Annotated in this window: 12 protein-coding genes and 1 other RNA gene; 2 read left to right on the forward strand and 11 right to left on the reverse strand. The window is 37.5% G+C overall.

Features of this window, described 5'->3' with window-relative positions; translation table 11 throughout:
• Window positions 1-224 precede the first annotated feature (224 nt).
• The 6 genes from AC1RNS_RS24675 to AC1RNS_RS24700 form a co-directional block, all read right to left on the reverse strand.
• On the reverse strand, window positions 225-2,132 hold the full coding sequence (locus AC1RNS_RS24675) for an ATP-dependent DNA helicase (RefSeq protein ID WP_492996481.1): 1,908 nt from the start codon (window positions 2,130-2,132) through the stop codon (window positions 225-227).
• An 86-nt stretch (window positions 2,133-2,218) separates the two neighbouring features.
• Complete coding sequence (locus tag AC1RNS_RS24680) at window positions 2,219-3,355, reverse strand: THUMP domain-containing class I SAM-dependent RNA methyltransferase (protein WP_492996482.1); 1,137 nt, start codon at window positions 3,353-3,355, stop codon at window positions 2,219-2,221.
• Window positions 3,356-3,358: 3 nt separating this feature from the next.
• Window positions 3,359-5,104 (reverse strand): putative bifunctional diguanylate cyclase/phosphodiesterase, encoded by a 1,746-nt coding sequence (locus tag AC1RNS_RS24685; RefSeq protein WP_492996483.1) that lies wholly within the window; start codon window positions 5,102-5,104, stop codon window positions 3,359-3,361.
• A 566-nt stretch (window positions 5,105-5,670) separates the two neighbouring features.
• Window positions 5,671-6,053, reverse strand: an RNA gene (gene rnpB, locus AC1RNS_RS24690) — RNase P RNA component class B.
• A gap of 60 nt (window positions 6,054-6,113) precedes the next feature.
• Window positions 6,114-6,407, reverse strand: a complete 294-nt coding sequence (gene gpsB / locus AC1RNS_RS24695) for a cell division regulator GpsB (protein WP_054770397.1) — start codon at window positions 6,405-6,407, stop codon at window positions 6,114-6,116.
• Window positions 6,408-6,528: 121 nt separating this feature from the next.
• Window positions 6,529-7,779 carry a ribonuclease H-like domain-containing protein gene (locus AC1RNS_RS24700; RefSeq protein ID WP_492996484.1) on the reverse strand — a complete coding sequence of 417 codons (1,251 nt, stop codon included), beginning with the start codon at window positions 7,777-7,779 and terminating at the stop codon, window positions 6,529-6,531.
• Between the two features lie 575 nt (window positions 7,780-8,354).
• On the opposite strand from AC1RNS_RS24700, the gene AC1RNS_RS24705 reads away from it, so the two are divergent.
• Both AC1RNS_RS24705 and pdxR read left to right on the forward strand, forming a co-directional pair.
• A complete protein-coding gene (locus AC1RNS_RS24705; RefSeq protein ID WP_492996485.1) occupies window positions 8,355-9,212 on the forward strand; it encodes a PhzF family phenazine biosynthesis protein in 858 nt (285 codons plus the stop codon).
• 345 nt (window positions 9,213-9,557) lie between these two features.
• Window positions 9,558-10,988: a MocR-like pyridoxine biosynthesis transcription factor PdxR gene (gene pdxR / locus AC1RNS_RS24710; RefSeq protein WP_492996486.1), complete on the forward strand. Its 1,431-nt coding sequence runs from the start codon at window positions 9,558-9,560 to the stop codon at window positions 10,986-10,988.
• A gap of 75 nt (window positions 10,989-11,063) precedes the next feature.
• On the opposite strand, the gene AC1RNS_RS24715 is transcribed toward pdxR, so the two are convergent.
• From AC1RNS_RS24715 to AC1RNS_RS24735, 5 genes are all read right to left on the reverse strand, one after another.
• Complete coding sequence (locus tag AC1RNS_RS24715; protein WP_492996487.1) at window positions 11,064-12,284, reverse strand: benzoate/H(+) symporter BenE family transporter; 1,221 nt, start codon at window positions 12,282-12,284, stop codon at window positions 11,064-11,066.
• A gap of 17 nt (window positions 12,285-12,301) precedes the next feature.
• A complete protein-coding gene (locus AC1RNS_RS24720) occupies window positions 12,302-13,045 on the reverse strand; it encodes a YggS family pyridoxal phosphate-dependent enzyme (RefSeq protein ID WP_492996488.1) in 744 nt (247 codons plus the stop codon).
• Between the two features lie 188 nt (window positions 13,046-13,233).
• Complete coding sequence (locus AC1RNS_RS24725) at window positions 13,234-13,539, reverse strand: MazG nucleotide pyrophosphohydrolase domain-containing protein (protein WP_492996489.1); 306 nt, start codon at window positions 13,537-13,539, stop codon at window positions 13,234-13,236.
• Between the two features lie 20 nt (window positions 13,540-13,559).
• On the reverse strand, window positions 13,560-14,807 hold the full coding sequence (gene glyA / locus AC1RNS_RS24730; RefSeq protein WP_492996490.1) for a serine hydroxymethyltransferase: 1,248 nt from the start codon (window positions 14,805-14,807) through the stop codon (window positions 13,560-13,562).
• 72 nt (window positions 14,808-14,879) lie between these two features.
• Complete coding sequence (locus tag AC1RNS_RS24735) at window positions 14,880-15,407, reverse strand: pyridoxamine 5'-phosphate oxidase family protein (protein ID WP_492996491.1); 528 nt, start codon at window positions 15,405-15,407, stop codon at window positions 14,880-14,882.
• Between the last annotated feature and the right edge of the window lie 347 nt (window positions 15,408-15,754).

Raw genomic sequence — 15,754 nt, forward strand, 5'->3', positions numbered from 1 at the left:
ATGACTATTCTTAAAATTTCTTGTCATCATTATAAACCTTTTGCAAAATTATTTTCAACAAAAAAAATAATTTATTTTAATAATTTTCGTTGCATTACAAAGAACTATATAGCTTAAAAGAGAAATATTCAACACTTTTTTCAATCCCATCTGCATTTCACGTCAATTTTATTATTTCAATATAACAAAAAACAGGCCTGCACCTAAGGCAAACCCGCTTTTTTTTACTTTATTTCTGGTGTGACAGCTAAGATATTTTCAAACGTTTTACGCTGAGATACCTCTTGTTCATTTAGCAAAATATGGATATCCCCATGATCGTTTGAAGTACGAATTAAGCGTCCCATTCCTTGCTGTAAACGTAATTGCATAAATGGTAATTCTACCTCTTCATACGGATTTTCTGCAAACGTACGTTTTGCATCAAATAATGGATCATGCGGTGGGAAAGGCAAGTCATAAATAATGACACGTGTTAATGCCTCCTCTGGCAAATCTAACCCCTCCCATAAATGATAGGAGCATAATGTTTTGATAGTACCATCCTGGAAATCACGAACAATGGCAGAAAGCTCACGATCTCCTTCAAAGGCCATATACATCCGTTCCATAAGTGGTAATTCAGCTTTAAAATCTACCATGGCTTGCTTGGATTTAAATAAAATTAGCGTTTTTTCTCCATCACGTAAAAGCTGTTGAACACGCGATGTCTTCTCCTTTTGGGATAGCTCATGTAAATAAATTCGCATTACTTCTTCATAATCAAAAGGCGATGGAACAGAAAATGATTGATAGTCTCGAATTCCTAAACTATAGGAAATATATGAAAAATCCTTATTAACAGACAATGTTGCTGATGAAAAAACAATTGGAAGTTTTTTAGAGAATAATTTTTCTGCTAAAACTTCTGTAATAAGTCGTGGCATGATAACGAGTGTTTCTTCCCCGTCTGTTTCCTCTAACCAATCAACAGCGTCTCCCTGTGCTATGAAAATCCGTAAGGAGGCTTGGTATTGCTCTAAATATTCCTCAGCCATATTCAAATCGTATTCGGGAATCATATACATTTCAGATTCAAAGACGAATTCCTCAAGTAATGTTTCTACATCGTCAACTAATTGTTTTCCATACTTCAACAGTGTGGTCGATTTATTAATACGTTTACGCTCCTCTTTAGAAGCAACTAAATCATCACGTAGCTGATCGAAAAACAACTCATGGTCATCTTGTAATTTTTCCATCGCATACAGTGTCCGTTCTCGCACACCATCTACCATTAAACGTTCTAAAAGCTTAACAATTGTTGTCGCCTGCACTTTATACGTCATTGCTTTTTGTGCAGCATATTCTAATAGATGACCCTCATCTAGCACAATCATAGATACTTCTGGTAATAGCGCCAATTGCCCTTCACGCTCACGGGATTCCTTAGTTGCCAAATGCTCCATCAGGAAATCCTGTGAACATATAATAAGATCCGTGGATTTACGATAATGAGCACGATGTAATGTTTGACCACATCGATTACGTTGATCACATACGGAGCACTGCATAATGGTGTTATAGTTCACCTTATGCCAATCTTCATCACTGACTGTTGGATAATCACTACGTTCCCCATACGGTTGAATGGCAATCATTGATCCCTGTGCATATACACCATCAGGTATAGAAAACGCGATATCATCAATCCATTCATCAGTCTCTACTTTTTCAGCTTCTTCAAAGCGCTTGAGGCATAAATATTGATCTCTAGATTTTGCTAAGCGTACATCAATGTCAAGCCCTAATGTTTTCTGTAACTTATAAATATCTCCGCCCTCTTTTACTAGCTGGTCGATTAATGTTTCATCCGCACAGGCAATAAGAGCTGGTTTACCTGTATAACGTGCATAGGATACAGCTGGCAGGAGATAAGCTATCGTTTTCCCAGTACCTACACCTGCCTCAGCAAAAAGCACATTTTTTTCTTTTAAAGCCTGCTCTATTTGATAAGCCATAAAAATTTGCTCATCACGGCATTCAAAGCCTTTTTCAGGTAATTCATCATAAAGTACATCGCCCATCCAGTCACCTAATGACTCAAAAAACGAACGATCTTTTGTTAATACAAAAGGTAAAGATTTACGCAATTGACGTTCCCCCTCTAACTATCTGGTCCTATTATACGCGACGAAACGGAAGATAAGAAAAAAATCTTATCTTCCGTTATCAGTGTTTAATCTCTTTTAGACTTTTGTCCCCAGAATTGATAATAATTCGTTTCAATGAAACCATTGAATAATTTACGTTTCTTCGTCGCTTGACGACCATACAATTCCTCAAAGTTTTTCATGGAGGACAACATATACACAGACCAGCTTGGATAGTTCTTCATAATTGTTCCCAAGTCGCGAATCACCTGCTCTACAACTTCAACATCACCAATACGTTCACCATATGGTGGATTGCCAATCATGACACCATCTGTTAGCTGTGTTGTAAAATCACGAGCTTGCATTTGCTTAAACGTAATCATTTCACCAAAGCCTGCCTCTAATGCATTTTCTTGGGCAATACTCACCATACGATGATCAATATCAGACCCGAAAATTTCTATTGGTTGATCATAATTTGCTAAGCTGTCTGCTTCATCTCTTACTTCGTCCCAGATTTTCGCTTTCATCCACGGCCAAGCCTCTGAAATAAATTCACGGTTATAGCCTGGTGCAATATTTTGTCCAAGCATTGCAGCCTCTAGAGTAATTGTGCCGGAACCACAAAATGGGTCAACGAATGGTCGATTCGGATTCCATTTTGAAATTTGCACAAGAGCAGCCGCTAATGTTTCTTTTAATGGCGCCTCACCTTGCGCTTGACGGTAGCCACGCTTATGTAGACCTGCGCCTGATGTATCAATAGTAAGTGTAGCCATATCTTTTAAAATTGAAACTTCAATTTTATAGGTAGCGCCTGATTCGTCCAAAAACCCTAAACGCTTATAGTGCTGCTTCATACGCTCTACAATGGCTTTTTTTGTAATTGCCTGGCAATCTGGTACACTAAATAATTTTGATTTTACAGATTTTCCTGATACCGGGAAAGCTGCATCTACTGGCAGGTATTTTTCCCAAGGTAAAGCTTTTACACTTTCAAACAATTGCTCAAAAGATGTGGCAGGAAATTGGCCCACAACTATTTTTACACGGTCTGCCACACGCAGCCACAAGTTTGTTCGTGCAATGGCCTTTTCATCACCTTCAAAATAGACTTTTCCATTATCTACTGTTGTCTCATAGCCAAGTGTCTTTACCTCTTGTGCTACAATTGCCTCTAAGCCCATCGCAGCCGTTGCTACTAATTTATAATTTGCCATATGCTAATTCCTTCCTTGATGCTCAATTTCCCAATACTCCATAAATTCAATAAGCTCATTTAATGGTAATGGTTTACTGTAATAGTAGCCTTGAATAATATCACAGTTCATTTTACGTAGTATATCCACTTGTTGTGCCTGTTCTACACCTTCTGCAACAACTTTCATTTTTAGGCGGTGTGACATTTGGATAATCGCATCCACTACAGCCTGTTTTTCATCGAGCGAAGCAATATGTTGAATAAAGCTGCGATCAATTTTCAAACAATCAAGCGGGAATCGAACTAAATAACTCAAGGATGAATAGCCTGTTCCAAAATCGTCAATTGAAATTTTAAAACCCATTTTTTTGAGTCGCACTAACTTACTAACTGTTTCGTTTGCACTGTTCATAACCGTACGTTCTGTCACTTCTATTTCAAAATTGTTAGCAGGCATATTGTAACGCTCTAATATCGCTTGAATCGATTCTAAAAAGTTTTGTTGTTTAAAGTGAATACTTGATATATTAATAGCAATAGGTGACTTGCGTCCATGCTGTTGCATTTCAATAACTGCCTCACAAGCTTTTTCTATAATGACTTCGCTTAATGGAATGATTAAACCTGTTTCCTCTGCATATGGAATAAATTCTGCTGGCGATACAAATCCTAGCCTCTCATTATTCCATCGTACTAGTGCCTCTACGCCTTGAATCTCTTCATTTTTAACAGATATTTTCGGTTGAAAATGAAGGTCAAATTCACGATTTACAATAGCTCTTCGTAGTTCTGAATCCAATAATAACACGCGCTGAGAATCGGTTTGTAGTTCTTCAAAATAAAACGAATAGCCGTTAAGCCCATTCTTTTTTGAATAAGTCATTGCCTTATCTGCACAATGGATTAATTGCTCTGTCGTTTCTCCATCTGCTGGATACATACTAACGCCTACACTTGTAGAGATAAATACATTCCGACCATTTATATCTAATGGTTTTTCGATTATACCTATAATTTGCTCAGCAAATTTTGCTGCTTCTTTTACATTTTTTACATTTGTTAACGTAATAATAAATTCATCGCCACCATATCTCGCAATGATATCTTTATTTTTTAACAATGTTTTGATACGCTTTGCCACTTCTACTAAAATCGTATCGCCAACGGCATGACCTAATGTATCATTTATTTGCTTGAATCTATCTAAATCTAAAAAATAGACAGCATGCTGCACTGAATGAGATATAGTAGAAGTAGATTCTAGGAGACCATCCATTCTTTCAATATAAGCAAATCGATTGGATACTTCCGTTAATGAGTCCGTTAACAAACGTTTCTCTAGTTCATTCTCTACTATTTTTCTTTCAGATAAATCCGTGAAAATACCACAGTAATTCGTAATCTCACCCTTATCATTGGTTACACCAATAATTGTTAACCATTCTGGATATACGTCTCCGGTTTTCCGACGATTCCATATTTCTCCCTGCCAAATGCCATCTTCTCGTATCTTTTGCCACATCTCAAGATAAAAATCTAATTCGTGTACACCAGACTGTAACACAGCAGGCGTCTTTCCAATAACTTCGTCACGCTTATAGCCTGTTACGAATTCGAATGCAGGATTAACCATTTCAATTTTTTTATCTTTATCTGTAATCATTATGCCTTCAGATACATTTTCGAAGATTTTAGTTATTAAGGCAGTGGGATATTTGGAAATCGAATTTAGTTTCCCCAGACTATTCCAATTGTTCGCTCCGTTCATGTTTCCGCTCCATCCTATCTCTCTAAACTACCCTCATTTATAGAATAGCGCCTAAGCGCCAGTCTACTAGTTTGTAGACAAATATATGTACATCGTTGCGATAACAGTTTCAGATGTTTTGCTTAGAAGCGTTGAGACAGAGGCATAACCAACAATGTATTGCCTTATTCTTAAACATATATCGCGCATGTCTAGACATGATTAACAAGTACCATGTTCTTAATTAATGACGCCCCAGCGTAATTGCGTCCAGATTACTTCGAGTTTACTCGAAAAGCTCCTCTTCAAAATCCGTGACATCCGCCAGGGGCTTTAGGCCAATGTGATATTGGTCACTCAGTCGTATGTTGCTGTCGCTTCGCTTTCGCACAGTAAAGATTTGTTGCTGTCGCTTCGCTTTCGCACAGTAATGATTTGTTGCTGTCGCTTCGCTTTCGCACAGTAATGATTTGTTGCTGTCGCTTCGCTTTCGCACAGTAATGAACTGCTGAATCAAGATAAATTCAAAAGAAAAGCTCTCCACCAAATTGGAGAGCGCTTGTTATTTCATAGTTAAGCATCATAAATTCCATAAGCCATGTTTTGTTCCCGAGTACTCAAACAGTTTGCACCTCGTACAACCGGGTAGTAATCATCTATCTACAGAGCAAAACTCTGTCCCTCTATCCGTTCAATTCCTTCTAGAGAGTGCCCCTACCATAATTTGGGTTTCTCACTCGTGGGGTTTACCTCGTTCCACCTTGCAAGTTTCCAAGCAAGCTTCGTCACTGTGGCACTTTCAGGAAGTTTCAACCATATCAAGAAGACTTAGGTTTTCCTTCCGCCGTCAGCCTTTAACAGCTGCCTTACCTTATTTTTTCAGTAAGCACGAACACTACGGTCGTCTCAGAGCCGTGTGAGCATGGACTTTCCTCTACGACGTCTAGCGCCGCAGCGATTACTCGAATTTCATGATGATACGAAACATTATACTAGAGTTTTATAATAAATACAATGTAAATGATAAAAATTATTCGTATAACTTGCTACCAAATACATGTTTTTCCAAATTCGAAAGACGTTTTAAAATATCAAAGTTTGTCGTACCAGCTGTCGACGCAACAGGTTGTCTCTTAGGAGTACTATCAATTTCTTCTCTAAGCTGTCTGTTTTCTTCACGTAGTTGGGCCACCACTTTTTCAAACGTTTCATAATCTTGAATAATTTCATCAAGAAATGAATCGACTTCTTCTACATTATAGCCTTTAAAATTTTTCTTAAATTCCTTTTCAAGGATCATTTTTGACGTTAATTTAATGTCCATTCACATCGCCCTTCCTCACACTACATACACGAAATCATTATAGCATACTTCACCACATTATATCGTCTGAAAACACCAAATGTAAGGCTAAACTTGTCGTTATATGCGCTTACCCGGGAAATTATTTCTTATTTCCTAATCTGTATAATCTCTTTTCCCAAGAAATTTCCCATTTTTGTTTTTGTTCTACTCTCCAATGCTCATCCTTTTTTATTAATTGTATGCCTTCTTGCGTATAATAAAGGGCCTGTACGTAATCTTTTAGCTGATGCTCATAGATTATGGCTAGCTGTTCTAAAGCATGCAACTTTTTTCGTGAATCAATGAAATGAAGAGAAGCCACAAAGGCATCAATAGCCTCGTTAAACTTTTTATTTCTTTTATGCTGTAGGGCCAAATAATATTGAGCATGACCTGCCTCAAGTGCATCAAATTGCGTTGTTACCTTTTCTAATATCCTCACACTTTGAGTGCTCTCCTTTAAATCTGCATACCATTTCCCAATATTGGTGATGGTATTGGCAGATTCCTCATTCGACTCCTCAAACAACAAGTTTATAGAGTGAGAATAGAGTGTAATTAGTGAAAGTAAATCCCACTCATTATGAAGCAATACCTTCATTAGTGCATCGGGCATACCACTTTTAATAGCATCTAAATAAATAATAGGTGCTAGATAACCCGGAATATCAGCTATGCGTGAAAAGCCAAGCTTCTCCTCCTCCACCGATTTTAACTTCATCCGTTCCATATCATTTTTCCATAAACGCTTTGAACTATGCAGCAAATCGATTTGTCGTTGTGAACGTAATTTAGGTAGTTCTTTTTGGTGGAGCGTCCAACGTGTTTCAAGCTGTGGCCAGTCAAAGCTTTTACCATTGTAGGTAATGACTGTTGCTGTTTTTTGCCAAAGCTTAGACTCAAAAAGTAATGCTGCTTCGTGTGCTGGATCTGCAAGTAGATATTGCGTTAAAATAAAGCTTCCATCTGAAACCTCTAAAAAACCAAGAAGAAAAATTTGTGTACCTACTCCCTTTAAGCCTGTCGTCTCCGTATCAAAAAATAATACCTGTTCATCGATATCTAGTGCATAGGGATGCTCAAAATTTGCCTCTTGCCATTTGGCTAGTGCCTCGAAAAATGACTGCAACTTATAATGACCATGTTGATAATGAAATGGATAATGCACCTGCCGTTTAAAAACAATACCAAAATCATTTTCTACAACAGTCAACCCAGCTCTTTCCCATCGCTCTGTATAGCTAGGGATTTCGGGCTTTTGATACATGGCAGGCTTCTCTTGTTTGACTGTTGTCGTAGTTTTTTTACCCAGCATTTTTTTCATTTGTAGAATTTTGTTTTCATAAGACATATACTTCACTCATTTTCTGCCTGTAAAATCGCTATTTTTTATAATATCAATACTTAATGATGAGCTATTCGCAACATTTTTCAATATATTACCAAACAGATGATTAAATTATTGTATTTTATAGTAACACACAATTTCAAAGGACTCTAGTTATGGATGCGTGGATTAGCTATCAATGAACATAGAAATAGATACACGTCTGTTGATTAACCAGTTTTTTACCAACGTGTCGCACGAACAATCGCGCCCGATGTAACTTTAAAATAAAGTTTGGACAAAAATGTCTCATAAACTGCATTTTATGATAAATAAAAACAATCCATTTTGAAATAAAGTTTGTTTTTATCCAATAGATTTAAGTTTTGGTTTTATAAAAAAGTTTGATCTTTTTCTACCTGTGTTACTTAACAATCGCGCGAAAAGGCTGGTATTCAGACTGTAGACAAACTATTTTTGGAGTGTTCAGATGCTAAAAAATAGTGTGTCTCTTGCTTTATAGCAAATTTATCCAACAACATTTATACGTAGTGCTTTCTATGCTACAATTTACTATAAGTGAGGAAAGAAGGTGTCTTATGAAAATATCCGTTTATGTTGCAAGTGCATTTAGCAAGGATCATAAAGGCGGAAATAAAGCAGGAGTGGTATTTATTGAGAATACATTGACCACTACTCAAAAAATGGCAATAGCCAAACAACTGGGCTATGCGGAAACCGCATTTATATCAGAATCTGAAATTGCTGATTATAAATTTGAGTATTTTACACCAAAAGAAGAAGTTGATTTATGTGGTCATGCCACAATTGGCTCTTTCGCGATACTGATGCATTTAAATAAACTTTTCAGGAATCACTATACGATTGAAACGAACAGCGGTGTTCTTACTATTACCATAAACGATGACATCATATTCATGGAACAAAACAAACCGATATTCTATGATGTTGTATCTCCAAACGAGTTCATCGACTGTTTTGACATTAAAGCTATAGACAATAAATACCCAATTCAAATTGTCTCCACGGGCTTAAAAGATATTTTAATTCCTATAAAAAGCGAAACACGATTACATGCACTGCAACCTAATTTTGAAAAAATTAAAGAAATCAGCAAGTATTATAATGTTGTCGGGATGCATCTATATACGTTTAATGACAATCGAATTATATGCAGAAATTTTGCTCCACTATACGACATCAATGAAGAAGCAGCGACTGGAACTTCAAACGGTGCATTAGCTTGCTACCTTTATGAACAGCACTACTTGCAAAAAGAAGTCTATGTATTTGAACAAGGTTATTCTTTACACTCGCCTTCCGAAATATTAGTTAAATTAGCAACCAATAGCAAGAATAAAATAGAAAAAGTTTATGTTGGCGGCAAAGGCTATTACTGTGAAACTAAGTGTTTAAATGTAGAAAATATTGAGTGAAAATAAAAAAACACCGAATAAAAAGGTTGAGAAAATAATTTCTCAACCTTTTTATTCGGTACTTTGTCTTTTTTTCTTGGTAAGCTTCTTTGTGCCAGCCTGCCTGTTGAGTGGTGCATCGGTCTTAAAGAGATACTCGTATTTCATCAGGAACTGTATCAAGTAAATGCGGGATGAATTTGGTTAATCAACACATATGAAATAGAAAAGTTACTTTCAGCTTCATTGCAAAGCAACATAAATTTATGATAGCATTCAAATTATGGAATGTATTTAACTCAACTTTTCCATACTATACAACAGTCCATATAAAGAATATTAATTTATAGATTGGAAGTGAATGAAATGCTAAAAGTTAATCGAGAGGATAAGAGTCCTATATGGCAGCAATTGCTGGACCAAGCCATTCATAATATTACAACAGGAAAATGGCCACCAGGTGAGCTGCTTCCCCCAACTCGAGAGCTCGCCTTATTAGTTGGTGTTTCGCGCTCCACCATCCAAATTGTATATGAAGAGTTATTCAGCCGTGGATATACTGTTACAAACTGGCGTGGTGGAACAAGAGTAAGTGAATGGGGCTATAAAGCAGGCGCACAGGAAGAATATATGCACCAAGGCCCCCCAACACCAGAATTACCTTACATAAGCACAGCTGTAGATCACTTGAACAATTGGTTTAGAGGTTCAGAACAGCAGCATGTTGAAATTGATTTTTGCCCCCATGAGCCATATTTAGATGAGCATTTTCGAAAAATTTGGAGACAATCTTTTTTACAGGCATCAGCCGTTGCAGATTTGGACACTTGGGGATACGGCAATCCATATGGTTTTACACCCCTGCGTGAACAGATTCAACGATATTTGACATTCGAAAGAGGAGTTCATGTAGATATCGATCAAATTATCTTAACTTCAGGAGCACAGCATAGTATCGATTTAATTGCTCAGGCACTTTTACATGAAGGTGAAACAGTTTCTGTTGAAGATCCTGGATTTCCGGCAGCATGGATGACAATGAAATTTCGACGTATGAATGTTGTTCCTGTTCCTGTTGATGAGTACGGTTTACAGGTTGATCACATCCATCCGCAATCAAAGCTTACTTTTGTTACCCCTTCCCATCAGTGTGCGGTCGGCGTTATTTTGTCAGAACCTCGCAGGCAGCAATTATTGCAAATGGCTGCTCAAAGTCAATTTTGGATTGTAGAAGATGATTATGATGGCGAATTTAGGTATCGTGGTGGCCCACTTCCTACTTTATTTAGCCAGCAGCCTCAACATACATTGTATATGATGAGTTTTTCCAAAATGGTGGCTCCTGGTATACGAATTTCAGCGGTTATTGGTCCAAAAGACGCTATTCGCCAGCTTGCGCAGGTACAAGCATTAACTTACCGCCATCTTCCAATTATGGAGCAACTAACACTTTCCCATTTTATTGAACACGGTCATTTTATGCGTCATATGAGAAGAGTTAGAAATGTCTATCGCCGAAGACACGAGGCTATGACAAAGGCCATTATGGCTACAGGTCTAGGTAAACACTTTAAATTAAGCGGGATTGAGACGGGCCTTCATATGCTTCTCGAAGCTGAGGAATCATTTGAGGAAGAGGAACTGACGAATCTAGCGCTGAAACAAGGCGTCCGTGTTTATCCGCTTAGCAAATATTGCTTAGAAAGTAATCGAAAAGGATGGGTATTAGGGTTTGCTAAAATAGATGAGGCAGCGATTGAAGAAGGGATTGATCGTTTGGCAAAGATATTATTATAATACTTGTTAATGCCCCAACCAAAAATAAAGGCAGTCATCTTACCTTATTTTAGATGGCTGCCTATGTTAAGTCTCTTATTTAGTTTGTTGCATACTATTCATATTTTGTTGCTTCCTTAGTAGCTGACCATTTATCAATAAATGAGCCCCCAAACCTGCTACAAGTCCCCAGAACGCACCTCCTACTCCAAGTAATGTGACATTTGCGGCTGTAGCCAAAAATGTAATTAGGGCAGTTTCGCGTCCTTCGGGTTTGATCAAAGCATTAGCAAGGCTGCTTCCTATTGTACCAAGCAATGCTAAGCCCGCTAATGTAGCAATGAATGTGGCAGGGAGAATTAAAAATAAAGCTGCCAACGTGACGCCAAAAATCCCAACAATAATATAAAAAATACCACAGATGATGCCAGCTATATATCGTTTTCCTGAATCTTCGTGAGCGTCTTTTCCTGTACAAATTGCAGCAGTAATAGCTGCTATATTAAAAGCGTGAGATCCAAATGGTGCTGTTAGGAGTGAGCCTAAACCTGTTATTATCAAAATTGGATTTGCGCTCGTTTTAAACCCATCATTTCGCAATACTAGCATCCCTGGCATATATTGACCAGTCAATGTAATAATAAAAAGAGGCAAAGCAACACCCAATAAGGCATGAAGGGAAAATTCTGGCGCAACAAATACTGGAGCTGCAAGGGCTAATTTGATATTACTAAAATCCACCTGTCCCATGCTTATCAAATAGATTAATCCAGTAAGCAAAATACCCACGATTGCATATCTAGATGTAAATCGTCTTAAAATTATATACGTAGTAAAAAGAATAACAACAAGCAAAGGATCAACTTTTGCTCCTCCAAAGGCTGAAATACCAAACTGTAATAATATTCCGGCTAGAAGTCCAGAGGCAATACCTGGCGGAATAAGCTGGACAAAACGTTCAAACATTCCCGTTAAACCTAAAATAATAAATCCTATAGCGGAAATCATATAAGCACCTATCGCTTCTGGATAGGGTGTAAGTGCTAATGCTGAAACAAGAAATGCCACACCAGGTGTTGACCAAGCTGTAATAATGGGTTCACGGTAGCGATAACTTAACCATATGCCCGTTATCCCAACCCCGATAGAAATTGACCATATCCAAGATGCAGTCATTTCTGGACTAAGACCAGCAACCTTTGCAGCCTGAAATACAAGGATAAAAGTACCTCCGTAGTTGACAATGACAGATATAAAAGCAGCTATTGCGGGTGATAGCAAATCATGAACACGCCATGAATTTTGTGTTACGTTCATAGACTTTTCCTCCTCTCCTAATCATCATGTAACTTATTTTCATTCCAATAGTATTCATCTGGCAAATAGCGCTGCCCAAACACTTTCGTCCCCACTCTTATAATCGTAGCGCCCTCCTCAATGGCAACAGTGAAATCTCCAGACATGCCCATCGATAAAATATCCATCTCTACACGTGGTATTTCTTTTGCACGAATTTGAGTTTGCAGTTGCTTTAATAATTGGAAGCAATGCCTAGTTTCATTATTGGTGGCATTCAATTTTCCAATCGTCATTAGCCCCTTTATATTCAATGTTTCGAATTGGGATAATTGCTCAACTAGCTCTAATGCTAATTCTGGTGATATACCAAATTTACTTGTTTCACGGGATGTATTCACCTGTACTAAAATATCCATCGTTTTATTCTCTTTCACAAGCTGGTTATGTAATGCCTGTCCCAATTTCAAACGATCTACAGAATGAATTAGCGTCACATACTTCACCACATATTTGACTTTATTCGTTTGCAAATGCCCGATAAAATGCCATTCTACTTGGTTATGTTGTTCCATAAGCGGAAATTTGTCTCGAAGTTCTTGAGCCTTATTCTCACCAAACAACATTTCCCCTGCCTCCATAGCAATATTTAATTTTTCAAGAGGAACCGTTTTTGTTGCCAGTAACAATTTGACCTCTTCTTTCTGACGACCTACAGCTTGGCAAGCTAATTCCATCTGCTTCCTCACAGTTGTAAGATTTTCTTCAACTAAATGAACCATATTGTTTCCTCCTTTTTTTATTTTGTAATGAATGCACTAAGCATACCTTATTATGGATTGTATAAAAACATCCATAAATATATTTTCTGACAATCCATAAATCCTTAATAAACGGCTCTTAGTTTCTAATCAAAAATAGCCGCTACCTCTAGTGCGATTAGGGGTAGTGGCTTTTAGATTGTATGGCATTATTTATACCAAGTTCTGTACTTATTGATCTCCATCTTTTTTTGAAATGCATCCTCTAAATCAATATCTAATTGATTGGCGAGATCGACTACATTGAAAATTACGTCATACATCTCCAAACCAATATTTTCTTTTGTTAGTTTGATCTTCTCTTCTGTTGGATGAAAGGAAATACTTAAAATTTCCTGAGCTAACTCTCCAATCTCAGTAACTAAATATAGCATTCTAGTTTGAATTGTATTGACCGTAAATCCTTTTTCTTCACTAAATTGTCTTACATACTTTTGCATATTTGAAATATCCATTTATAATTCCTCAACCTATTTTATTTATGAAGTCCTTCATATAAAGGAAATTGAGATGTTATTTCTCTCACATTATCTAATACTTGATTTTTAACTGCTGCGTCCTTAGGATTTTTCAGGGCAAGTGCAATTAATTGAGCAATTTCTTTCATTTCCTTTGGCCCCAATCCCCTAGTTGTAATGGCAGGAGTACCAAATCGAATACCACTGGTTACTAATGGATTGGCTGTATCATGAGGGATGGTATTTTTATTTGCTGTAATGCCCACTTCGTCGAGTATTGCTTCAGCTTCTTTACCAGTAAGCCCAATTGTACGCAAATCCAGTAAGATAATATGATTATCTGTTCCTCCTGAGACAACAGTTAATCCCTCACTCATAAATGTTTCAGCTAATACTTTGGCATTTTCCAGTACCTTCTCGATATATCTCTTAAAATCTGGATTTAGTGCCTCTCCCAGCGCAACTGCTTTTGCGGCGACGATATGCATAAGAGGACCGCCCTGTAATCCAGGGAAAATCGCTTTATCTATTGCTTGTGCCCATGATTTACGGCACATAACAATACCCCCTCTTGGTCCACGTAACGTTTTATGGGTTGTCGTGGTCACAAAATGAGCATGTGGTAAAGGGTTAGGATGCAGACCAGCTGCAACAATCCCTGCAATATGTGCCATATCTACAAAGAATAGGGCTCCAACCTCGTTCGCAATTTGAGCGAATAACTCAAAGTCGATCATTCTAGGGTAGGCACTGGCACCAGCGACAATCATACGTGGTCTATGCTGATGAGCTAGTTTTCGGACATGATCAAAATCAATTCGCCCTGTCTCTTTATCTACACCATACGGGACAAAATTATAGAATTTCCCTGAAAAATTCACAGGACTGCCATGTGTTAGATGCCCTCCATGCGATAAATTCATGCCTAAGATTGTATCTCCTGATTTGACAGAAGCAAAATAGACTGCCATATTGGCCTGTGCTCCAGAGTGCGGCTGTACATTCGCATGTTCAGCACCAAACAGTTCTTTAACACGCTGAATAGCACGCTCTTCAACAATATCTACGTGTTCACAGCCCCCATAAAATCTACGTCCTGGATACCCCTCTGCGTACTTATTGGTAAGTATTGTACCAGAAGCCTCCATAACTGCCTGACTTACAAAATTCTCTGAGGCAATCAACTCGATGTTATCACGTTGTCGTGAAAGCTCTTGCTGGATGGCATTACTTATCGCCCTGTCTTGCTGCTCCAAATATCTCATATGCAAAATCCTTTCTATTTGAATTATTATTTTTTTCATGCTTACTTATAGCCATTTTGATGGAAACATTGTTTATTCTGTTTGGTGCATTTTTCCTTCCTCAATTGGATTTTCTTTTGCGCTTATATGTTGTGGATCAATTCTGTAGACTTGTACAGAACCACCGAATACTGCTGATTGGTATTTCTCTACATGTTGTTTGGATAATGGGCGTTTATAGTAACCAGGCACATATTTATCAATCATCTCTTGCAGCATATATGTAGCTTCATCTAAATTGACAACAGGCTTTGCTTCCCCAAAAATCATGACACTCATATAAGCAGTATCTGTTTTGGCTGGTACAGGATTAGTGATTGTTCCATATTCCTCACATACAGTAAAACAGACCTCTGAATTCTCTTGAACCACTTTATTTCGTCGCCCACCACCAGCACCATGAAAATAAATATTTCCATTTGACCAAATAAAATTCAGTGGAACTACATAAGGTTGTTGACCATCAACCATTCCAAGATGCCCAATACGAGCATGCTGCAAAAATGCATCGATCTTGCTCATATCTAATACTTCTCTTATTTTGTAGCGTACATCAATCATTGTTATCACTCCTAATCTAGTATTCTGTAAGTCTATCAGCCTTTGGATTGAATATAAATGTCCAAAAATGTAGTAATGATGCAATCCATATTGGCTAATTATTAGTGCTAATCAAGTCCCTTTGGAAGATAATTTAAATTGCACTATACCACCCTTTTTTCTTTTTTATTTTTCTAAATAGGAATAACCGTCAACATTCTGGAATTTGTGTATGCTAAGAGAATTTCAACCTAAAAAAGTCGAATTCCTGTACTCTAAGGAATCGACATTTCATAGTGTTGAAAAACTAAATGGTCAAGGGAATCTTTGTGAATACTACTAAGTCAAATGAAGGTGATTTCCGTTCC

The organism is Lysinibacillus sp. GW821-FHT14F06, assembly GCF_058803665.1.